General features: G+C 44.8%; 12 protein-coding genes. 3 read left to right on the plus strand and 9 right to left on the minus strand.

The window, feature by feature from the left end; translation table 11 throughout:
• Positions 1–23: 23 nt before the first annotated feature.
• From EMP01_RS02385 to EMP01_RS02395, 3 genes are all read right to left on the minus strand, one after another.
• Complete coding sequence (locus EMP01_RS02385; RefSeq protein ID WP_129019889.1) at positions 24–1,307, minus strand: TolC family protein; 1,284 nt, start codon at positions 1,305–1,307, stop codon at positions 24–26.
• Positions 1,308–1,409: 102 nt separating this feature from the next.
• Positions 1,410–1,790, minus strand: a complete 381-nt coding sequence (locus EMP01_RS02390) for a hypothetical protein (protein ID WP_129019890.1) — start codon at positions 1,788–1,790, stop codon at positions 1,410–1,412.
• A gap of 463 nt (positions 1,791–2,253) precedes the next feature.
• The gene (locus EMP01_RS02395) at positions 2,254–8,565 is read right to left on the minus strand and encodes a T9SS type A sorting domain-containing protein (protein WP_129019891.1); all 6,312 of its coding nucleotides are present in this window, start codon (positions 8,563–8,565) and stop codon (positions 2,254–2,256) included.
• Positions 8,566–9,160: 595 nt separating this feature from the next.
• Between EMP01_RS02395 and EMP01_RS02400 the strand changes: the two genes are divergently transcribed.
• A complete protein-coding gene (locus tag EMP01_RS02400) occupies positions 9,161–11,029 on the plus strand; it encodes a sensor histidine kinase (protein WP_129019892.1) in 1,869 nt (622 codons plus the stop codon).
• A 51-nt stretch (positions 11,030–11,080) separates the two neighbouring features.
• Positions 11,081–11,752, plus strand: coding sequence for a response regulator (locus EMP01_RS02405; protein WP_129019893.1), 672 nt, complete (start codon positions 11,081–11,083; stop codon positions 11,750–11,752).
• A 74-nt stretch (positions 11,753–11,826) separates the two neighbouring features.
• Here EMP01_RS02405 and gldC read toward each other — a convergent pair whose 3' ends face one another.
• Genes gldC through EMP01_RS02420 form a run of 3 tightly spaced genes read right to left on the minus strand, consistent with a single transcriptional unit; the run spans position 11,827 to position 14,821 of the window.
• The gene (gene gldC, locus EMP01_RS02410; protein ID WP_129019894.1) at positions 11,827–12,183 is read right to left on the minus strand and encodes a gliding motility protein GldC; all 357 of its coding nucleotides are present in this window, start codon (positions 12,181–12,183) and stop codon (positions 11,827–11,829) included.
• Positions 12,184–12,230: 47 nt separating this feature from the next.
• Positions 12,231–12,983, minus strand: a complete 753-nt coding sequence (locus EMP01_RS02415; protein ID WP_129019895.1) for a tetratricopeptide repeat protein — start codon at positions 12,981–12,983, stop codon at positions 12,231–12,233.
• Positions 12,980–14,821 carry a BatD family protein gene (locus tag EMP01_RS02420; RefSeq protein WP_129019896.1) on the minus strand — a complete coding sequence of 614 codons (1,842 nt, stop codon included), beginning with the start codon at positions 14,819–14,821 and terminating at the stop codon, positions 12,980–12,982. Before EMP01_RS02420 ends, EMP01_RS02415 begins: the two co-directional genes overlap by 4 nt.
• A gap of 183 nt (positions 14,822–15,004) precedes the next feature.
• On the opposite strand from EMP01_RS02420, the gene EMP01_RS02425 reads away from it, so the two are divergent.
• Positions 15,005–16,165, plus strand: a complete 1,161-nt coding sequence (locus EMP01_RS02425; RefSeq protein ID WP_129019897.1) for a M28 family metallopeptidase — start codon at positions 15,005–15,007, stop codon at positions 16,163–16,165.
• A gap of 131 nt (positions 16,166–16,296) precedes the next feature.
• Here the strand turns inward: EMP01_RS02425 and EMP01_RS02430 are convergent, their stop codons facing one another.
• From EMP01_RS02430 to EMP01_RS02440, 3 genes are all read right to left on the minus strand, one after another.
• Positions 16,297–16,935: a hypothetical protein gene (locus EMP01_RS02430; RefSeq protein WP_129019898.1), complete on the minus strand. Its 639-nt coding sequence runs from the start codon at positions 16,933–16,935 to the stop codon at positions 16,297–16,299.
• A 124-nt stretch (positions 16,936–17,059) separates the two neighbouring features.
• Positions 17,060–20,587, minus strand: a complete 3,528-nt coding sequence (smc, locus tag EMP01_RS02435) for a chromosome segregation protein SMC (RefSeq protein ID WP_129019899.1) — start codon at positions 20,585–20,587, stop codon at positions 17,060–17,062.
• A 704-nt stretch (positions 20,588–21,291) separates the two neighbouring features.
• Positions 21,292–23,925, minus strand: coding sequence for a tetratricopeptide repeat-containing hybrid sensor histidine kinase/response regulator (locus tag EMP01_RS02440; protein WP_129019900.1), 2,634 nt, complete (start codon positions 23,923–23,925; stop codon positions 21,292–21,294).
• Positions 23,926–23,950 lie beyond the last annotated feature (25 nt).

Genomic DNA, 23,950 nt, shown 5'->3' on the forward strand with positions numbered 1-23,950 from the left:
TATTTTGTTTTGGGGGAAATAAATTATTTAACAAGATCCGCACCGGACTGGAAGTTCAATTCTTCCTTGGCCAGTTGCAATTGCAGGGCCAGATTGGATTTCTGGCTCATTACATCCAGGTATGCCTGGTGGTAATCGATAAACTCTACAAGGCTCAGTTGACGCTGCTTATAGCTCTGCACGATATTGTCATACAAGGCATCATAGTCTTTGTAGAATACATCCTGGTTATCGGCATTCATCTTCTGTACCGCGACCAGTTTGTTGTATGCTGCTGCAACGTTGTTCTGCAGTGCAATACGCTTATTATCGACCACTGCCTGCTGAGACCTGATCTGGAATTGAGCGGCCTTGATATTACCCTGGTTACGGTTGAATACCGGTATAGGAATACTCAGTCCCAGCCCCCAGTAATTAGGTGTATAGTTACTATTCTGATCAAAATTGGGAGAGATGGTCAGATCCGGTACCGCCATGGCTTTCTGTACTGCCAGGTTTTGAGTAGCACCGGTCAGCCGGTAGTTCTCGATTTTATACTCCGGATTATACTCGATTGCAGTAGTCATGGCATCCTGTAGCGGAGGGAGTACCACCTTATTATTCATCTGCTCAGATGGGATCAGTACGCTTTGCGGGCCGGTCTGCAGTAAGGTGCGCAGACTAGCCTCCAGGTCTTCGATCTGCTGGTGGTTATCTGCTATTTTCTGGTGCAGTGTCAGTTGTAAAGCCTGCAGCCGAAGCAAGTCTTTACGGGCAATATTACCCGCCTGTAATTGTGCCTGCATCCCTTTGACCAGCTGGTCCAGGTGGCCATCTTCTTCTGCATATAAACGGGAGAGGTTCAGTGCCTGAATCAGTGTATAATAGTTATTCCGTAACTCCAGTTTCAGCGTACGCATAAGGTCGATGAACTGCCAGTAGGTAATTGTTGCATTGGTACCTGCCAGCGCTACATTTTTGGATCTTTTACCACCCAGTTGTATCAGCTGCTCTACCTGTACCAGGAACTGGCCTCTTGGTGTACCATCGGGGTTGACACCATGCTCGAAAAAGCGGCGATTGGCATATACATTCTGGTCTGTGCTCAGCACCGGATTATCCCATAGCCTGGCCTGTGTGATCAGGGCGCTGTCCGCATTAACCTGGTAATGCTGTGCCAGCAGTAATAAGTTTTTTTCTAAGAAGGTCTGCTCAACCTCGTTCAGGTTGACGCGAAGGGTATCGCTGGTTTGGGCATAGGTACGCGCACTGCATACCCACAGAATGAACATTGCTATAGCAAAGCTCATAAATGATGTGTGTTTCATTTAATTTAATCGTATTAATACAGAATACTGGCCTGCCTCTGGTTGGAGACAAACATGAACAGAAAGGCATACGCAATGCGCGGCCTTCAATATCAGATTAAATTAAGCTTTGGGAGGGGGAGGATTGATCTCTTTGTAGTAAAGGAAATCGTATTTATCGGTATACTCTGTATATTTTACAGGAGCATGTTCCGGTATAGATTGTAATTCAAATTTTCGGATTTCCTGTATGGCTACATCAAAGAACTTGGCTGTCTTGGTGATGTGCTTGATAGGATGATGGTGGCCCGTATCTTGTTCAGGAAAAGCATTGACCTGACCGAAAGTGATCTCCACAAGATACTCCAGTACAGAGTCGATCTGGTTGAACATAGATACCTTATGTCCTTTGCCGTCTTTGACTTTAATATAAAACCCAGAACTATAGACGCTCATATTCATGATCTGAAGCGCCAATAGCATCACGATGAACTTCTTGCTCAATATGTGGAATTTCCTGGTCAAGTTCGGAATGGGCTTTTGGTAATTTTGGTACAAATGTAGAAACAGTTCGGGCTAATTCCTAGTTAACACACTGTTATGTAACATTTTGATTTTTTTAATAGTCAGCAAATATAACAGTTTAACTCAAGTATGCATACAGAATGCTCTTTTTAACAAAAAAAATATATGGGCAGGCTAAAAACAAACAGGCCAGATGCGCTGCTCTGGCCTGTTAAGGTACACTCCTCTACTATTTGAAACAAATCAAACACTAAAACTAGAATCCTCCTTGTTTTAATCTTTATGTAAAAAAAAGATTTATTTATACCGGCGCCAAAAAGTACCGTATTACATGAATATAGCATAAGAACTTTCCGCAGTGCTGTCCATAACAAACCCGCCTGCGATACGCAGGCGGGTTGTCTTTGTGTGCATTAAAGTATGTGCAATCTCAATGTATAGCTTATTCTTTAATCACTTTATAACTGCTCCTCATACCATTCTCTTTCACTACGGAGATGATGTATAAGCCTGGTGCATAGTGACCCATGTTGACCATATGGCTGGCTACATTATCCGTTTTAATTGTTACCATAACCTGTCCGGTAGCATTGGTAATTACAATCTTGTTGCTGCCATTCAGTCCCTGAATCCATAACTCGCTGCGTACAGGGTTAGGCAGGATGCGGATCGCACTTTCGGTTTGTGCAAAGCCGACCATTCTAACCGGGCTGTATACATAGTTACCATCAAAGTCTGTTTGCTTCAGGCGATAGAAGTTATTACCGTTCACCGGTTCTTTGTGCGTGAACGCATAGTTTAAGGTTATGTCACTGTTACCAGAAGCAGCCAGACTATTTACAAAACCGATAGTATTCCAGTTGCGGGCATCAGTACTGTGCTCTACAGCAAAACCTTTGTTATGTTGCTCGCTGGCAGTAGTCCAGTCTAATAAAACCTTACCTTGCCCTTTGGTTGCCGTAAAGGTAGTGAGCTGAACCGGTAACACAGTCTGTACATTTTCTGTAGAAGACAGGTATACAAAGCTGGAGAAAGAATTGATGTTATGGAACTCTACATAATTCACGCCATTTTCTACCCCGGTTGCATCAGGTGTAATCGCAATGGCTTTACCCGCCAGGAATACACCATCATTATATACATCTGCCAGAACAGAATCGGCATTACCTTCATACTTAAACCAGCTGTTGGTTACAGCACCCGGTACAATAGTTGCATTCATTTCACTGGTACTGTAGTAAACCCTTACTTTACCTGTTGATATTGCTCCGGCATTACCGTTTAAGACGGTAGTGATACGAGGCATCAGGTTGGTTGTGCGGGTACCATCGTCGTAGCCTATACCTTCTGGCGTAATCACTACATCAAAATTGTTCAATTCTGTAGTGGTATATCCTGCCATACCCAGCAGTCTCTGTGTTGGATTACCCATCTGGTTAAACATTACCCACTCTCCTACGCCACAGTTATTGTTATACTGGTCTGTAGTTTCAGTTACCGCAGGCAGGTATACCACGCCGTTAGCCAGTGGAGTCAGTTTCGCAAATGTAAAGAAGCTGGTTCCGTTAGGGAAAGCATGCGTTACATCATAATCTGTTCCGTTTACCGTAAGTGGCACAACCGTCAGGTTGCTGGTGAATGTACTATCGCTGGCAAATAAGATTGCATAGCTGCCGCAAGCATCACCTAATGGCAGTGTAGTGGTACCTACTGAAGCCACAGGGAAGCGGATCAGCATTTCGTTAGCCACATTGGTATTCTGTACTTTCCATACACGGTTCATGCGACGGGCATTATTGGTACCACCTGAATAGTTAAATGCAGTATAGGTACTTGCAGTATTAGTCATCGCTTGCGTATTGCCATTGTCACCCCATAACAGGAACTGACCATCTGCAAGTGTTGCCGGGTTCAGATCATTAGTTGAATCAATTTCACCCAGACCCATGATCACCTGTCCGTTGGCATTGGCCATCTGACTGCGGCTTTGTTTCTGCAGCAGCGCTGAGATATAATCATAACCCACACCAGCCACATTGTTGTAATAAGTCGCATTAGTTGCTGCATTCCATACCACTACATTCTGTGAAGTAGTATAGTTGTTGCTGTTGTTCAGGGTAATACCATACTTGATAGCCAGATAAGATTCTACTTTGTTTCTTTCTGCCGGGCTGATATTTCCGTTACCATAAATGATTACCTCACCCAGGTCGCCGGTAAAGCCGGCATTATCACTACCATTGCTGGAGAATTGTGTAGAACCGAATGCATGACCACCGTTGAACTGGCCTCTTGTCGTGTTGGTACCGGCAGTACCATTTGCGGCTCCGTTCAATCCTTTGGACACATCGAGATCACTGAATTTATTGTACATGATACTCGGATTATTCGTAGCATACAGGATATTGCCCGGATTAGCAAGGTATCTGTTGTTATATGCAGTATTCATACGCTCGATGCGCTGATCTGCCATGATACCAATACCATCCCAATAGTTAATGCTTCCACTCTGGTCTGCATTATTCACCAGGGAGCTGAAGATCCTGCCATTACCTCCTGCTACTACCCCTTCCTTGGTCAGGGTGAAGATATCGTAGTTCAGGTTGGTAACGGTTTGCACATTCAGGTTACCCAGTGATTGGTTTGCGTTAGTAAACTTGATACCAGGGTTGTAGTTAAAATATGTACTGCTTCCTTGTGCAGAAACAGGTTGTGCATTATCTCCTAATTGTGCAGAAACCGTACCGGAAGTAAAGTCGGTCCATGAAGTCACACTTGAGCCTACCGCATTTGCTTCTGCAAATTTATCGGCTCTGTACCAGTAGCTAAGGTTATTGGTCACCCCACCCGGTGCCTGAATGAAGGCAGCAAAAGTGAAGTATTCGCCATTGGCAAGTGTAACATCTGCATAGTTATATTCTACGCCATTCACTACCTGGCTGTTGGTCATATCCGTGATCACATCAGAAGAAGTGATGGTCGCATCAGTACTCTGGATCAGCTTCAGGTTGGCGTATCCTTTAGGCCATGCCACACGTACAGTTCCTACAGCACCAGTATTCTGTACTTTCCAGATCGATCCGAAACGATAGTTAATGCCTGAGATACCGGCAATAGATACAGTTGGCGCTTTAGCCAGGTTGTTATCGCCCCAGATCAGGAATTGACCGTTGGTCATTAATCCGGTATTAGCTGCGTTGGTACTTTCCAGACCGGTAGTACTTACCAGTACCTGCTGACCTGCATTGACACTTTTCGATTGTTTTTGGTTTAAAGAACCCACGTCATCTCTACCAATACCGGCAATATTAGAATTATAGCCAGCATTTGCAGTAGTAGCATCCCATATTACTGCACTGGAAGAGTTCACATAATTCTGTGCAGTAGTCTGATCCAGCGTAATACCATACTTAAGTGCCAGATAACTATGAATTCTGGACAGATCTGCATTGGTCATATCACCACCGGTAGGGTTATGATACAATACGACTTCTGCAATATCACCGTTGAAGTTATCTCCGGTAGTACCGTCTGCCCCCATATACGCACCGGTAGTCGGCAGCGAATAGTTACCTCCGGTATAAGGATATGGTGATGGGTACACTTTCATCAGGCCATTGTAGAACCCTCTCTGATTGGCAGGGCTGCCGGTCTTTGGTAATATTGCTGAATAGATACCAAAGTTATTCGGAGTGGCTATCGCTGCAGCGGCTGTATTGTAGTTGTTACCGATTGCAGGGATTGCTGTATTGCCACCTGCTCCGGAATAGAAGAAGCCATCATCATTACCTGCTACAGCAAAAAGACTGCGGGTAACCGTATTACGCTGAGGATTTCTGGCCACCACAATATAGTGCACAGAGCCGGCAGTATTTAAGTAAGCAGTAGTATTGTTACGTAAGTAATTGTTTGTACCATCAAAAGTAACGGTAGGGTTAAAGTTCCAGGTGCTGGTATAAGTTGTCTGATCATTGTAAGGCAGTACCGCAGTACCACTTGGTGTCAGATTCACCGCATTGGTAGTGGTGGTAGCCCATTCAGTAACCATTTTATTCGCATCTGTGGTCACACCGTTATCGGCTTTATACCATAAAGACAGATCAGTACCAACGCCACCCGGACCAGCGATATAGCCTCCGAAAGTGAAGTACTGACCATTGGCAAGGGTTACGTCTGCATAGTTATATACCACACCGTTTATGGTCTGTGTATTCACGCTCATGTCCGTACTTACATCACTTGCATCGAATACGGCATCTGTACTTTGTATCAGTGACAGGTTTACAATACCAGCAGGCCATGCTACACGCACAGTACCTACAGCATTGGTGTTCTGTACCTTCCAGATGGCCGCAAAACGCAGGTTTAGTCCTGATATGCCGGTCAGTGGTGCCGACAGTGCTTTAGTCAATCCATTGTCTCCCCATACCAGGTATTGACCATTGGTCAGGGCTGTATTGTTCGATGTATTAGTATTGGCCAGACCTGTAGTACCGATCAGGACTTGCTGTCCGCTAACGTTACTGCGCGATTGCTTCTGGTTTAAGGCACTATTCTCATCATTAACCAGACCGGCAATACTGTTGTTATACCCATTATTAATAGTGGTATCCCAAACTACTACAGAAGTACTGCTCAGGTAATTTGTAGTACTGGTACCGGCATCATTTTTTAAAGTAATACCATATTTAAGCGCGAGATAAGAATTGATTCTCTGCTTTTCATCACCACCCGAATTCTGATGGTCTGTACTGTAGGCAAATACTTCAGACATGGCCCCCTGGTATTGCTCATACCCGGTTGCAGTAAGGTTATACCCTTCTGAGCCGATTGAAAAACTCGCCGCAGTGTTAATACCCCCAACATTGTATGCAGTAGTAGAGAACAGCTGTCCGTCTATGTTCATATACATACCATTGGTACTGCCACGCCAGGACATACCACCGATATGGGCTGGTTTGGTATTCAGGGTAACGGTACCATTGGTAACCAGTACGGTTCCGTTATCGCGGGTCAGATAGTAGGCATTATCTCCTCTTACCAGATTAGGATCATCATCGCCCCAACCGTATGGTGTACGCCATCCGCCTACTGTGGAGTTGAACATTACCCCATAAACCGAACCCGGGCTATTGGTCGCCGGGAAATAGTTATCATTAAGTCTGTAGAAGAAATCATTGGTTCCGTCGAAATAGTAGAACGGATTGAAGTTAAAGTTATAATCTTTGTTATTAGCCGTATAGCTGGCATTGGTTACCAGTGCAGGTTGGTAAGCAGTATTATTGGTCTGTATCACATCTCTGCCATTACCAGATATATCTTTCCAGATATTTTTCTGTCCTGCAGTAGCCGTGCCATCATCTGCTTTATGCCACATGAGCAGTCCGGTAGTCACCCCACCAGGTCCGGCCAGTTTTGCACCGAAGGTAAAGTACTGACCGTTGGTCAGGGTTACATCTGCATAATTGTACACCACCCCGTTTATAGTAGTGGTATTAGCCGTCATACCGGTAATCGTATTGCCGGTAGCAAACGTTGCATCTGTACTCTGGATCAGGCTCAGGTTAGTCAAGCCTTGAGGCCATGCTACTCTTACTGTTCCTACAGTGCCCGTATTCTGCACCTGCCATACGGCCGCAAAGCGATGACTGAGGCTACTAGCGGTAAAGGAAACCGTAGGCACCTTGGCCAGTCCGTTATCGCCCCAGATCAGGTATTGACCATTACTCAGTCCGCTTGCATTAGCAACGTTGGTATTGGCCAGGCCGGTAGTACCAATCAGCACCTGTGTACCGGTATTAGTGCTCCACGATTGCTTTTGATGCAATGCACCATTATCGTCACGGGCTATACCGGCAATATTGCTTTTATAACCAGTGTGAGCTGCCGCAGTCCATACGGTAGCACCCGCTGCATTTTTATAATCTTTCGTACCACTTGCATAGGTAGTACCGTATTTGATAGCCAGGTAAGTCTCCAGCTGATCCATCTGAGCAGTGGTAAGCCTGTCTTCAAAAACCAAAATCTCATTCAGCTGACCGCTGAATGAACCATAGTTATCGTCGGCGCCGATACGCAGATTGCGCGCGCCGGTACTCTGGTTGGCATTATTCAATTGAGATCCTACATAATCGGCACGATCCCCGTTCATAGAGACCGTAGCAGCAGCATAGTTGACATTGGTGCCTCCACCGTTCTGCCATCCGGATCCTGCATTAAAATACATATTTGCTTTCAGGGCATTGGGACTCAGCCCCTGGTATCCAGGCCCTCCGGTAAAGAACAATACCTGATTCGTGTTGGCGAATAGGTGCAAGCCCGGATAGTCCATAGAAGAATGGAACCCGAGGAAACCATTTCTTTTCAGGACATTTACATAACCGGCGGCATACAAGGTTCCGTTGACCCGGTCAATAACATTTACACCGGTACCGGCATTGAACTGCATCCAGTCATTACTGCCGTCAAAGGTAACCGTAGGGTTAAAGTTGGCCAGTGTGGTGGATGAGGAAAATACCGGTCGGCTCCCGGCTGTAGACTGAATCAGGTTAAACCCTGTGCCCTGGAATTCGTTCCATTGCTGTACGGTCGCGTTATTCCCGGCAGTGGTGATGCCGGCATCCGAAAACAGGCTGGATGTTACATCCGCACGATACCATGCCGTAACCGGTACGCCACCAGGATTCTGCGCCAGTGCCGGCAAACCGAATGCGAGGTTAGCCGCCAGTACGCTCCAAAGTAGATTTTGTTTCATAGAAAAAAATTTGAGTAATGCGTAAAAGGTGAATACAAGCACAGCAGCGGTTTACTGATACATAGATGCAGTCTGAAAAGACGGTTATCATCACATTTTTATGCGGAGCCACTGTGTATTTTTCAAGGTGTTATACATCAAAAGTAGAGCGGGAAACGAAGGCGGTTAAAAACTTACGGACAAGTCGAATTAACTTATTGAACATTCCGCACCCAGCTATTGACCCTATACGCAAAACCACTTGTCCGGCATTTAGAGCAGACTAAAACAGGCACCGGATCAGTAGGAATATGATTAGTACATAATATTTTAATTATTGAATCAGATCGAATTATTATACTTTCGGACATTACAATATGGAGAAAATGCTTCGGATTTGTATCTTTCGTCCACTATTAGCCTAAATCATACTGTACTTGTTCAATAATTATATTCAGAAAACACAATCGGATTCTTCGGAAAAACCCCGAGTGCTTACCTTTAGTGTCTGAATGTGAGTTTGAATAGTTACCATACTTCAATTCATATACACGATTTTATGTTTGCAATAGCAAGAATAACTCAAAACAAAAAAAACGAAAGCGGAAATGTCTATATGCGTACCAGTAGGTTCACATGTATCCTTAAAATCTTACTGGCAAGCCTTATATGCCTTATTGCAGATACCGACAAGGCATTCGGCAAAAGTGTAGAAGATTCTGCAACACAGGTTATTGCTGGTTTTTACACCCGCTATAAGCAAGGTACACTGACAGAAAAAGCCTACCTGGATACTATGGGTAAGACGATGCGGCGGCTACTGTCAAAACATATTTTCTTCGAAAACAAGGACCTCCTGGTAATGCTTAGCCCTTACCGGAAAGTAATCTGGGATCATCATCATGGTGAATTATACAAACAGGAATATTATGCAATCCTGAGTAACCAGGCCAAAATGTCGGGCAGAGACGGGGAGATGTTATTCTATGCTGAAAAAATGATGAGCGAGGTAAAAGGACACAAAGGCAATAGCTTTATAACGCCGCTTACTTTTCTTGTTGATTACTATAACAGTAAAAATGCCTTTGATCGCACACTGGAATTATACCGTAAAAACAGAGCATCTATACTAAGCTTGCCGGAAGCTGTAAAAAACCGTGAGCTGGATAGTGTGCTGTTGACAAGAACGAGCAATTTATTGACTTACATTGGCAATGCTGCTTATCGTAACAAAGATATGGCTATTGCTGCTGAAATAGATTCCACTGTTGCAAGGGAACTAGCGTATGCACAGGTGATAAACAGTACTAACCTGGATGCCATTTACCGCCTTAAGGACACACGTATACAGTTGCTTTACAGGAAAGGAATAGCGCTGAATTCGCCTTCTGTCATATGGGATGCGATTAGGCAAATGGAAGCCTTATCTCAGGATCCTAAAACCCCGGAGTACCTTAGGGATTATATGAAATTTTCATTGATTGATTATAAAACCATTTTCTTCCTGGAACAGCGTAATATAGACAGTGCCAATTATTATGTAAACCTTATAGCACAACAGTTCAACCAAACCACGAATCCTTATGATGCGTACATGGTTACTAAATATAAGGCGCGAGCTCTGTACAACCAGGGAAAATACAAGGAGAGCACAGATACGCTGCGCAAGGCAATTGAACTTATTGAGGAATTTGTGGGTAATTCTGCATCAGATGCCAGCGATATGATGTATGCCCGGGCCAAAGTAGAGGATCAGCAGATTGTGCTGGCTGAAGCTGAGGCTAAGCAAAAGAGAACAGATCAGCTACTATTATTGATCGGGGCCGGCGCTGTACTGCTGCTGCTGGCAGGTGTTTCTGCTTTTGTGATTATACGCCAGCGCCAACAGGCCAGGTTCCTGGAGTTTAAACTTAACCTCGCACGGAATATACATGATGAGGCTAATCCTGCACTGCTTTATGCCAAAACTCTGGCCAAGGCAAAGCGCGCGGGAGAAGGACTTACAGACAAGAGCGAACTGGAAGAACATATAGATCATACGATGGAACTGATACGCAGCCTGGCACATGATCTGAAATCGGATAAGCAGTATTCGGTTGCTGATCTGATCAGCAATATAAGACAGACACTGGAAAAGCTGAGCCTGATTGGTGAGTTTCACTTCCAGATACATGAGAAGGTAGATGATAAAAGGTTTCTGAGTCACTATCAGTACACCCAGCTTAAAGCAGTATTGCAGGAGTGCATTACCAACACGCTGAAGCATGCGCAGTTCAGCAGGATCGACCTCTTTTTCAGTAATCTGAAAGATAAACTGAATATCATTTATAAAGACAATGGAAGCGGCTGGTCGGAACAATCATCCAATGATGGTATCGGGCTTGACAATATGACGCAGCGCATTCAAAAACTGAATGCAGATGTTACGATAGACAATCAGTATCCTGAAGGATATCAGATTGACCTTTCCGTGAAATTACATTAAACAGACCGGAGCTCCGCAGGGGATCATGACCGGGACCGTAAACAATAGACAATGGAACCCTCAAAATATAATAAAGTGCTGGTGATCGATGATCACAAAATGGTAGCTAATGGTATAAAGCTGGTGATCGGCGACTTGTATAATCATTTTTATATGGCGTACGAAGGGGCCACAGGTATGAGCCTGGCCCTGCAACATTTTCCTGACCTCGTTATCGTTGACTATAGCCTGCCGGATACGACAGGTGATCTGCTGGTAAGAGAGCTGAAGTATAAATTACCCGAAACCAAGATACTGGCGTACTCTTTCTCATATGCCCCGGATGCAATCCTGCGCATGTTACAGGCTGGTGTAAACGGCTATGTGATCAAGAAAGAGGATGATGAGGAATTTATTAAAAGTGTGCACCTGCTCATGAGCGGCAGAGATTATTTCTGCAAAGAAGCCCGCAACCATATCATTAACCGTTTTTCGGATGCGAATGATGAGCTGGCGATGAAGCACCTGATTGCCAACACTAAGTTTTCCGGCAAGGAACTGGAACTGATCAAGCTGCTGTGCCGGCAGATGACGACAAAGGAAATAGGAAATCACCTGTTTTTATCAGAGCGAACAGTGGAGCAATACAGGAGTAATATCTCTAAACGTATAGGAGCCCGGAATCTGGCCGGCATCATTAAATTCGCACTGCAGAACGGTATTGTGCAACTGGACGAATTATAAAGAGCATCCTCCCCAAAAGAATAATGCTGTTGTAATATTAACCTTATGGTCTTATTACAACAGCATTAATTATTTTACTTATTCTTAGCCTCGTCGTCCATCAGGGCCTGGTCGGCTTTCTTCTTAAAGTTACGGGCAAATTCTTTGAATTCTGTAGCCAGCGCTTCGTTGCGTGTTGCACGGGTAAAGGTATCGGCCAGCGTCATCATTGTCTGGAAGAAGAAGTCATTCATCTCATCTACCATCATACGCTTGGTCCACAAGTCAATGCGCATTGCCGTTTTCTCCTGGCCATCCCATAAAGACAGGAACATGGCTTTGGCCGGGGTAGGCTCTCCGCTTGTACCAGATGCATGCCATTCTATATGCTCCGGCATTTTCTCATTATCCAATACTACATTTATATTGATGTTGTGCTTGTTGTTACTCATAATTTACTGTGTTTTGCGCTGCAAAGTTGCTATTTTTTTTTCAGTTTTCAGACAATTTCTACATCCGCCTGATCAATCCAGCCTTCCGTACCATTTGCCAGGCGCACCAGCACCTTACCTTCTTTGGGCTGGCCTATTAGGTTCAGTATGGTACCTTCCGGCACACTCATCCGGGGTTTGGTCATATCGCCTGATTCATACAGGAATGCCTGTGAGGAGAGTACTACCGCTTCGGTATTCACTTTTCCCTGACGATAGCCGGTGAAAGCAAAGCTGATGATCAGTAACCATACAATGGCACTGAGGCTTAACCAGCGGTAACCAAAGCGGATCTTGCCTGTAATCATGCGATAGATCACAAAGAGTACAAGAAGGAAGCCGATCAGGGCAGCAATAGCCCAGGTATTGGCCGGGATCTTATACAGTATGGCATGATACCAGCGCATAAAAAAGATATCTTTTAATACAACCGGTGCGCCCGGTGTTTTGCTGTGGATAAAGGATATGTTTTCCCTGGCCTGCTTATTTGAGGCATTCAGTTTTAAAGCCCTTTTATAGTTCAGTACGGCCTTGCCCCGTTCACCGTTTTTATAATACGCATTTCCGAGGTTGTAATACACGACATCACTGGCCTCATGCTTTTTTACAATGGCTTCATAATGTTCCGCAGCATTACGGTACTGATGTGCCGCGTAAGACCTTGTCGCTTCATTCCAGTCCTGCACAGCAGCCTCATCCTGCGCCCATCCTATGATACAACCTAATAGCAGCAGTACAGATAATATTGCTTTCCTCATCATTTCTTTTTAAAATAGGTTTCATAAATACCAATCAGGTTTCCGGCTTCGTCTAATGTAGCCTGTCTTTGCTGTTGCCCACCTTCAGGACTATACAGGGCCATTTCACATTCGGTAATCAAGGCAAGTGTTTTTTGCACCTGCTCTTCTGCAATACCCCTAAAACGCAGTTTCTGTACTATATTCTCTTTGCTGAGGCTGCTGATCGGCATGGCTAGTTTATCGCTCAGGTATAGCCATATAGCTTTCGACACCTCTTCGTAGAATATGGTATTGCTGCTATGCTGCAGGGCATTTCTGGCTGCGGCCAGGCGCTTCCAGGCTTCTTTATTGGCCTGTCGGGAGCGAAAGACATCTGCGTGCTGTAGCCTATGCTGTTTGCGGCGATGCTGTACGGCCAGGAAACCAAACCCGATCAGTACTGCTATATACAACAACCAGTAGTAAGGCTGTTGCCATAGCAGCGTATGCTTATCTTTAAACGCCGGCATTTGACTAACCGGTCCATGTATATCTTTCATCTGCTCCACACCGCTGCCCTGGCTGCCTGCAGTTTTTGTACCCTGCGATACCGATAGGGTAAACGATCCGGTCTGCAATGTTTTATAAGTACCCGAACCGATGTCAAAATAACTGATCTGAATAGGGGCAATGGTATAATTACCGGCACTGTCGGCACTGATCTGGTACAGAAATTTTCTGGAACCCAGCAGTTTCGGCATGAGGTCTGAAATAGAATCGCGGGACTCCGGATCGGTTGTATGTAATCCAGAAGGAAGGTTCAGCACCGGGGCATTGATCAGTCCTATGTTTCCACTACCATTTATCGTTAACACCAGTTGGGCCACATCATCGGTTGACATGCTGCTGCGGCTGAGTGATGCAGATAAGACAAACTGCCCTACACCACCAGAGAAATCTGCAGGTTTACCGGCAGGCAGCGGCTTTACATCAATATCTACAGCGGGGCTTTCAATCTCGGCTTGTATGGTCTGTGGTATATAACGGTTACCGCCAACTGCAGCAGCCACTTCTACCATACCTTCTGCCTTGGCAGGGTCCAGTCGCAGGAGGCCACTCTGCTGGGGAAACAAAGCTGTTTTCCGCAGCACAAATACATTATATCGCTTCCCGTTAAAGTTTTCCTGTACCGGATTCATATCCGGTTCTCTCTGCTGATCCTGAGACCAGAAGCCATTCAATACCGGCAGGGAGGTTGGTGACAGTGACATACGCAGGCGGGTATATAGTTTATACACCACATTGATCTGTTGACCCAAATAAGGGTTTTTATTATCTACTTCTGCACGGATAAAAATATTGTCTTTAAGGTGCGCTTCTGTCAATCCGGCTACATCTACGGAAGGGAGCTCCTGCCGTGGCTCCTCCTCTTCTCCGAATGACTGCTGTAACATTTGCTGTCGTCGGCTGCCTTGAGAGGCGACCAATATACGTACAGGGCTCGTCCTCATCTCCTGGCCGCGCTGTGTGCGGATGCCTGCAGAGCCGATGGTAAAGGTTCCTTGCCTCAAAGGTTGCAGCACATAGGTATAGCTCACCATATTTTCCTGGGTGGTATGCCCGTTAATGGTGACTACATTGTTACTATAGCTTTCTCCGGGCCCATCCAGCACCCTAAAATCCCTGAGGGACGGCTCCAGGAACGTAAACCGCTCTGTAGGATTAGAGATCGTAATTGTGAGCAGGAACTGCTCCTGAACCCCTACAGTATTACTGCTTACCTGTGCGGAGACGGTGGTGCCCTGAGCAACAGCATTAATACTGCTGAGCAACAGCAACATAAGACCCGCAAATACTCTTTTATATTTACACCAATACATATTCAATCTTAATACTCCCTTTTTGGATTAGCAAATGTAAAAAAACTGTACTGTACACGCATGGGTATTTACTAAATCTTCCGGTAATTTTTCCTTAAGGCGTCTCAGTCTCTTTATTATGAAGAATCTGTTTCTTTATCTATATTTATATATTTATATCTCTATCAGGATAACGTGATTTTTATGAAAAAATTGAATGCTATACTATTTTTAGCTATTACTTTAATCCTGGGCACACAGGAAACTGCACACAGCCAGCAAAAGGCCTATTCCCGTGCGGTGGTTGATACCCTTTGCAGTCCTTACTTCTACGGAAGGGGTTATGTCAAAAACGGCATGGAAAGAGCCGCACAGTATATAGCCGCCGTATTTAAAGAAAACGGGCTGAAACCGCTTTCCGGGCAAAGTTATTTTCAGTCATTCACATATCCGGTCAATACCTTTCCGGGTATGGTAAAGGTAAGTATTGACGGGCAGGAGCTCGTAGCCGGCAGGGATTACCTTGTTGGTCCGGAAAGCCGTGCCAATAAAGGCTCTTTTACCCTGGAACAGAGAGATAGTAATATTTATGTAGCACAAGCTAATGTTCCGGTCGTGATAGAACAGGTCAAAAAACTGGTCTGGAGTCCCTCACCTAAAGTAGCTAAGTATACCCTTATTCAATTGCTGGACACTACGGGAAACAAACATCCGCAAACGGTGCAGCTGCATATTGAACAGGAGTTTATACCGGAATTTAAAACGGCGAATGTCTGTGCGATGATCAAGGGAACACAATACCCGGACAGCTTCCTTGTTGTGACGGCTCACTACGATCACCTGGGTGGTATGGGTAGCCAGGTGTATTTTCCCGGGGCCAATGACAATGCCAGTGGCGTAGCTTTATTGCTGAACCTGGCACAGTACTATGCCCGTAATCCGCAGAAATACACTATGGTTTTTATTGCCTTTGCGGGTGAAGAGATCGGACTGAAAGGATCTAAATACTTTACGGAACATCCACTCATGCCTTTGTCCCGGATCAAATTCCTGATCAACACAGACCTCGCCGGTACTGGTGTGGAGGGCATTACTGTAGTCAATGCTACGGAGTTTCCCCGCGCTTTTGCACAGCTGCAGGAGATCAATACAAAACAAAAGCTGTTTACTGCGGTGCACTCAAGGGGCAAAGCTGCCAACAGCGATCATTATTTCTTTACGGAAAAAGGAGTACCTGCATTCTTTATCTATACCCAGGGGGGTATTGCGGCCTATCATGATATTTATGACCAGGCCCGCACACTGCCCCTGGATCATCAGGAGCAGTTGTTTCAGCTGATTGTTCAGTTCTTTAAAGGCTTATAAAAGCGGACTATTGCTTGGTGATTTTATGCACTTTTAGCAAGGCGCCGCTGTACATCGATAATGTATTACTGATTAGAACAAAACGGGCTGCCAGAAGGCAGCCCGTTATTAATATTTATTGCTTGATAAGATTACCATTTCGGAACGAAATTACCGAAGCGATAGGTAACACCAAGCTTGATCATAGCCGGTAACTTCACTTCGATAGCATAGCCATTCACCTCATTGGCAGGCAGATCTGCTTTCAGCTCCACACCCAGGTTACCCGGACCGGCTGCAAATTCATAACCCAGCATTAATCCTATGAAAGGATGTTTGATGGTCTCTTCTGCATTCTGAAAGGTTGTCTGATATATTCCGGTATTATAATCACCTACAGTCTGGTTGTATTTGAACATTTTATAAGAGAAGCCCATACCGATATAGAAACCGTTATATGCATACTCACGTTCTTTACCGAAATATCTTTTTACATACAGCTCAGGACTGAAGGTAAAATACTTAAGAGTTGTGGTAGTGGTTTCTTCAGCTGGCATCATGTCCTCTTTATAGAACAGTTGTGTTTCTGTTCTCTCGGTACTGGGCATCAATACATCAGCATTGATCCCTACACGGATGGTACGCAGGAAGCCAAATTCTACAGCGGCTCCGAAATAAGGTTTTTTATAATAAGAGCCGTGTGCATAACCGGCATTAAGGCCGCCCATAAATTGTGCCTGAGCTACAGTGCATCCAACCAGGCATAATATGGTGATTAGAAATTTCTTCATACTGATTTTGAATTTGCGGCTAAAAATATAATTTATTGTTAAGAAAACCAAGTATTCAAAAGCCCCGGTAAGCGAATTTAGTTTTACGCATTACCGGGGCTGATGATTTATATTTTCGGATCTGTTAGTTCAGGCTTCTGAAATCGACCGGAACCAGTTTGCTTACACCTGCCTCCTGCATCGTTACCCCATAGATTACATCTACCGCAGACATGGTTTGCTTATTGTGCGTTACAATAATAAACTGTGAGTTATCGCTGAATTTGCGGATCATCTGGGTGAATTTACCCACGTTGGCATCATCCAGCGGGGCATCTACCTCATCCAGGATACAGAATGGTGCTGGCTTGATCAGGTAAATGGCAAACAGGAAGGCTGTTGAAGTCAGTGTTTTTTCACCACCAGACAACTGCGTTAATGTGCTCGGGCGTTTACCTTTTGGCTGCGCATAGATCTCAATTCCGCTATCGGCAAGATTGCTCTCATCCGTAAGGCGCAGATCTGCATTATCTTCTTCTGTAAACAGGGCTTTGAACACCTGTACAAAGTTCTCTCTTACTTTATCAAACGTTTCTTTGAAACGGGCATTGGCCGTATTTTCCACCTCTTCGATAGTAGCCAGCAAGGTATCACGGGCATGCTCCAGATCAGACTTCTGATCGGCGATAAAATCGTGGCGCACTTTCATTTCCTGGTATGCTTCTATCGCAGTCGGGTTGATCTCTCCAATATTATCCAGTCGTTTTTTTAGTTTCTCTGCTTCTGCATTCAGCTCATCGATACTCAGCTCATTTGCTCTTGGTTGCTCCAGCACCTCATCCAGGTCTACTTTGAATTCTACATGCAGGCGTTCTTTCATTCCTGCAACCTGCAGCTTCATTTCGCTCAGCTTTTCTTTGATGGAAGAGAGCAGGGTATCGGACTGATCTCTTTCTCTACGCTGGCGGCTGATGCGGCTTTCATGCTCGCTGATGCTATTGCGCAGCTCATAATACAAGCGATCTTTCTCACTCAGTGATTTTTCATCCGTCTCTTTCTGCTTCAGCAAATCGTACAATTCATTATCTCCAAAGTGCAGCTTACCACTGGTATCGCTGATCATCTGCGAGGTCTCTTTGAGTTGCACCCGGTTGTTCTCTACCTGGGTAGCCAGATCTTTTAACTGATTGGATTTAAAATTCAGCTCCTGCTTCAGGTTTTCGATCTTACTCTGCTGACGGGTATATTGCAGATTCTGGTTATTATATTGCTGAGAAGCCATATTAAAATCGGCCTCTACCATCTGGAAGTCACTCTCTGCAGCCTTTATCTGGTCCAGCAATTGCTGTAACTGATCATTGATATCATCCAGTTCGTTCTGCTTATCACTTACATTCTCCCGCGTATCTTCCAGCTGCTGTTCTGCATCCTGTATACGGGTGGTACTGTTCTGATCCAGCTGTTCCAGGTGCTCGGCTTTATTGCCCAGTGCATAGATCTGGTTCTGCAACTGGTTCAGCGCCACTTTAGCCTGGTCAATCGCTTTATCATTCAGGGTAGCATTAAAGCCCGCAATCTCGCTGCGTTTCTGTTCTATAGAAGCTTTCAGGGCTTCGGTACTCTTGGTTAATACTGCTATTTCCTGCTCCAGTCGTTCCAGGTTTTTGGCCCGACCGATCTTATTCCCCTCAAACTTGCCTATTGAACCACCGGTCAGGGAGTAAGCGCCTTTAAGGATATTGCCCTGCTTATTGATCAGCACGGCTCCTGCAGGTACCTCAATGTCTTCTACAACTACTTCTTCTGCCACATATACATTCCGCAACAGGTGCTCTGCCAGCGACTGGAACGGCTTGTCTACGGTTACCACAGACAATGCCGGTGTGAGCCCTTCCTGTCTCCATTGCACGGGTTTGCCGTCTGTCTGGAGTGCATCCAGGATGAAGAAGCTGGCCTTTCCTTTTTTATGGGTATCCAGCAAGCTTATGGCTCTTTGCGCTTCCGCAATATCCTTCACTACATAATAGCTCAGATAGGCATCCAGTACATTCTCCAGTGCGGCGCGATAGGCATCATTCACCAGGAATACATCAGATAAAATAGGTGCTTTACTACCCCACTCTTTATTTTTATTCAGGAATTTAATGCTTTCCGGATAGCCTTCCAGGCTGTTGACCAGGGATTGCAATAAATCGTGTTCATTCTTTTTGGCATCCAGCTTACGGGTTTCTTCTACAGAAGTCACTCTTAGTGACTCCAGCGATTCCTGGCTCTGGAAAATATGTTCTTTTGTTTCTTCCTGCTTTGCAATCAGTTCCTGCAAGGCATCCTGCTGATCAACCAACTGATCTTCCAGCATTTTCTTTTCAGTATGAATCGCCTGCAACTGCGACTGGCGCTGTGTTTTATCTTCCAGCAGTTGCTGCAGACTGCGCTGCAGGTTTGCAATAGAAGTATCGGCTACAGCAACTATTTTCTCGGCATCGAACTGACGGCGCTGATTTTGCTGAAATGTACTGCGATGCGTTTCCAGCACTTTCTTCTTTTCATCAAAAGTGTGGCGTTTATCATCTACCGTATCCCGGAGGTTTTCCAGTTGCTCTTTCAGGTCTTCCAGCGATTCCTGTTCTTCATCGAGCTGTTGTGTGGTAAAGGCTATACTCTCTTTGAGCTGTGCCACCTGTGCATCTGCTCCGGACAGGAATTCGTTTAAATTCTTTTCCCGGTCCTGCAGGTGGTCCAGTCTTTGCGCAGCCAGCTTTTTTTCTCCTTCCAGCTGGCGTATACTCGCCAGCAAGTCATTAAAACGTTTTTGCAGGCCATGTAATTCATGTTCCTGCTGGGTCAGTTTTACTTTATTGGCTTCGATCTCTGCCTCATCTCCCGCCAGGGATGCGTCTACCTGTAACTTACGGTCACTTTCACGCTCCAGCTGGTCGTTCAGTTCCTGGTATTGTCCGTTAAAGGTTTCGAGAGATGCTTTGGCCAGCTCTACACTGACTTCGCGATATTCATTCTTAATCTGGTAGTATCGTTCTGCTTTTTTCGCCTGGTTTTCCAGGGTACGCAGGTTATTGGTGATTTCGAACAGCAGGTCTTCGATACGATCTACATCCTGCTGGGTGGCTTCCAGCTTGGCCTTGGCCTCTTTCTTTCTGGTCTTGTATATAGAGATACCGGCTGCCTGCTCCAGCATTCTGCGGCGGCTGCCTTCCTTATCTTTAATAATATCATCGACCATGCCCAGCTCAATGATGGCGTAAGAATCATTACTTACACCGGTATCAAGGAAGAGGTTATGGATATCTTTCAGGCGGCAGGCCACATCGTTCAGGCGATACTCACTCTCCCCACTGCGGTAAAATTTACGGGTAATGGTTACCGTAGTAAATTCAGTGGGCAGCAGGTTACGGGTATTCTCGAAGGTCAGCGACACCTCGGCCATACCACTGGTGGCACGGCTGCGCGACCCGTTAAATATCAGGTCTTCCAGGTTATCGGAGCGCAGGGCTTTGATCTTATGCTCTCCGATAACCCAGCGGATGGCATCAATGATGTTGGACTTGCCGCAACCATTAGGACCTACGATCCCGGTTATCGGATTATCCAGTATGATCTGGGTTTTATCGGCAAATGATTTGAACCCCTTTATCTCAAGTGACTTTAACTTCACGTACAGAACTGATTTATGCGGACAAAAGAAGTTGGTATGGCGAACAGGCTGTAAATATCTTATATATAACCATAGCCATGATACATTATGGATGCAAATATATCATATTTACCCCTATATAGCTATACATCAATCAAACCTCGGCAAAATTTCCGGTTTCAGCAAATCGGGATTTCAACAATAAAAAATGCCCGTCTCTTCGGACCGGCATTAGGATACACTCACTATTTCAATCTTATTTTATCATGCCTATACCTGATTCTCCGGCCTAATAGGTTACCTCCAGGATATATTAATCCTAAAAAAAACTTCAGGACCCTGAAAAGAATCCTGAAAGGGTGTCCCTCCCTAATACTAAACAAACATCTTAAGCATGGACATTGTAGTCAGATTTTCTTATTGTAACAAAAGAGGTACGGGCTTTCACTCCTTTACTCTTTTATTTAGTAATCCTTCCCAGATTTATTGCGTTATAATTTATTTTATCATGATTAATTCTGTAACAAATATCTGAAACAAAGCAGATTGATACAATAAGCAGCAACTAACTAAAGTATGGGATTTGAGGTATAAGACAGGCTTTTTTACATCAATTCCCATACTTTAGTTGTGGCAAGCATCGCTAAGGCATAAAAATGGCATAGCCGGTATACCCGCTATGCCATTGACGATTATAAAGTGTATAATTATCGGAGTAATAAAAATTATTGTTGCAGCAACAGGTTCAGCTCTTCAAAGGCTTTGGAGCAGACCTTATTAAGGTGCAGTACCAGACGCGGCAGTACCTCCTGCTGCGCTTCTGCAGCCGAATGCTCGATCAGGTATATATTACTCACCTCTTCCTTAACACCCATATAGCCCAGTTGCGGCTTGAGGGAGTGCGCCGTTATTTTCATAGTAGCATAATCTTTGTTTTCCAGGGCTGTATTCAGCTGCTGTAAGAGCTTTGGACAGTTTTCGAGGAACATGGAAATATATTTGTTGCGCTTTTCAGGATTGCTTCCGGTAAACTGTTTCAAAAACTGCATATCGGTTACCTGGTCTGGTAATTGCAATGTTTTTGAAGCACTGTTTTCCTTTTCTGTCACCGATGGCTCTACAGATTCCTGCTGAAGGTTCAGCTGATTGCTCATCTTCAACAACAGCTCTTCTGTATTGAAGGGTTTGGAGATATAGGCATCCATACCTTCTTTAAAATAAGTGCGCACATCGTCCTGCAATACATTGGCCGTCATAGCTATGATCTTTGTAGAGCGTTTAGGCTCCTGCATTTCATTGCGTATATAACGGGTGGTACTGATTCCGTCACGGACCGGCATCTGTATGTCCATCAGGATCATATCATAATCTTTTTCATGCAGGCGCTCTATCGCTACATCTCCGTTCTCGGCAATATCGATACGCACTTCCGGCAATAATGATTTCAGGGTCTCTACTGCCACGATACGGTTAAACTCATTATCCTCTACCAGGAGTACACGCGATTTATTCAGCGCAACCTTCATCTCTTCGGTCACCGCTTCTTTTTTAATAACCGCGGTCTGGTTTTCTGAAATATCGAATGGCAGGTAAACGGAAAATACAGTACCATGCCCCAATTCGCTTTCTACTTCTATTCTCCCCTTCATCATATCCACCAATTGTTTGGAAATGGTGAGGCCTAAGCCTGTACCCCCATACTTACGGGCCATATCACTGCCCGCCTGGGTAAAGCTTTCAAATATGGAGTTGATATACTGCTTGGAGATGCCTATACCGGTATCCGCTATATCAAAACGGATCAGCACTTTATGCTGCTTCAGATAGGATGCGCTGAGCCTGATCTGCACACTGCCTTTTTCGGTAAATTTTATGGCATTGCCCACAAGATTGACCAGGATCTGGTTCAGGCGCGTAGGATCACCCACCAGCCGATCCGGGATATTGGCAGCAATGTCCAGGTTGAAAGCAAGGTCTTTTTCCTGTGCTTTCAGGATCATCATTTCCTTGGTGCTTTGCACCAGGTCTTTCACCGAAAAATCGATTTGCTCGATCTCGATTTTATTGGCTTCGATCTTGGTGAGGTCCAGAATATCATTGATAATAACCAGCAGGTTATCGGCACTCTGCTGAATAACATTCAGGTATTTCTTCTGCTCATCAGAAGGTTGCTTATCCAGCAACAGGCGTGTGATGCCCACAATGGCATTCATTGGTGTACGAATCTCATGGCTCATATTGGCCATGAACTGCTGCTTCAATGCTGCAGTACGTTCGGCAACTTCTTTTTCTTTCTTGGCGACTTCAATTTTATTTTTGATCTGCAGGTTACGCAGTTTGTTGAATGTATTCTGATGAAAAATCTCTTCCTTGAGTTTTTCATATGCTTTCATATGCTGGTATGCTCTTGGAATATCATTGAGGGCATCGAACAGCTCAGACATTTTCTCATGGATACCCAGGATATCCTGACGGCGCAGAAACTCTTCTGCAAGCTGCAGGCTACGCTCCAGATAGGCCTGCGCCTTGGAATACAGAGATTGCTCTTTGTACATGCAACCCAGATAATATTCTGATAGGATCTCGCACTCTACATTACTAAACACTTTTGATTGCTCCAGCGCTATGTTGAGGAAATGGGACGCTTTTTCAAAATCATTCATTTTGAAATATACCTTCCCTACACCGCTATTGGCCAGGGCCTTTGCAGGAGAATGTTCATCGGTAAGGGCCTGTGTGCGTTTGAAATATTCCAGGGCCTCGGGAAACATTTCTTTTTTGAAGTAAATATTACCCAGGGTGTTATAAATACTGACCAGCCGGGTCTTATCATCATCTTTTTCGAATATCGGCAGGCATTTGAGTGCATATTCCAGGGCAGGATCATAATCTGCCATATCGAGGTACAGGTTGGCAATATTCGTGAGGTTGATAGACTGATTGATTACATCATCCAGGAATTCATTGATCTCCAGGGCCTCTTCAAAATGCACCAGCGCATTGGAAATATCGCCCAGCTCGCGATATATGCGGCCGTAATTATTCAGGGCTTTTGCCTCGAGCGATTTATCATTGATCTCTCTTGCTATAGAGTACGCTTCGGCCAGCTCATCCAGGCCATCTTCATACTCACCTTTTATCCAGTAACAGGCACCTTTATGATTATAGGCGGCACCTATACCTTTGGCGTAACCAATCTTCTCAGAACGTTCCATAATCTCATCTGCCAGTACAAGCGCGCGCTCTACATCCTCTGTCCTGATCTCTAACGCGATATCCGAAAGAATATCAATACGGTCTTCTTCGGTTGCTGCATTTTTATATTTCTCCTGTAACTGGGAAAGCTTTACGGTATCCATTATCTCTCTTTATCAAACTTTTAAA

It is taken from the genome of Edaphocola flava, assembly GCF_004118155.1.
In the GTDB taxonomy this organism is placed as follows: Bacteria; Bacteroidota; Bacteroidia; order Chitinophagales; family Chitinophagaceae; genus Edaphocola; species Edaphocola flava.

Bases quoted from the DNA above. Each gene is read 5' to 3' on its own strand.
- EMP01_RS02385 (WP_129019889.1), bottom strand. From the start codon at position 1,307: ATGAAACACACATCATTTATGAGCTTTGCTATAGCAATGTTCATTCTG.
- EMP01_RS02400 (WP_129019892.1), top strand. From the start codon at position 9,161: ATGCGTACCAGTAGGTTCACATGTATCCTTAAAATCTTACTGGCAAGC.
- EMP01_RS02415 (WP_129019895.1), bottom strand. From the start codon at position 12,983: ATGATGAGGAAAGCAATATTATCTGTACTGCTGCTATTAGGTTGTATC.
- gldC (WP_129019894.1), bottom strand. From the start codon at position 12,183: ATGAGTAACAACAAGCACAACATCAATATAAATGTAGTATTGGATAAT.
- EMP01_RS02405 (WP_129019893.1), top strand. From the start codon at position 11,081: ATGGAACCCTCAAAATATAATAAAGTGCTGGTGATCGATGATCACAAA.
- EMP01_RS02395 (WP_129019891.1), bottom strand. From the start codon at position 8,565: ATGAAACAAAATCTACTTTGGAGCGTACTGGCGGCTAACCTCGCATTC.
- EMP01_RS02420 (WP_129019896.1), bottom strand. From the start codon at position 14,821: ATGTATTGGTGTAAATATAAAAGAGTATTTGCGGGTCTTATGTTGCTG.
- EMP01_RS02430 (WP_129019898.1), bottom strand. From the start codon at position 16,935: ATGAAGAAATTTCTAATCACCATATTATGCCTGGTTGGATGCACTGTA.
- EMP01_RS02425 (WP_129019897.1), top strand. From the start codon at position 15,005: ATGAAAAAATTGAATGCTATACTATTTTTAGCTATTACTTTAATCCTG.
- EMP01_RS02440 (WP_129019900.1), bottom strand. From the start codon at position 23,925: ATGGATACCGTAAAGCTTTCCCAGTTACAGGAGAAATATAAAAATGCA.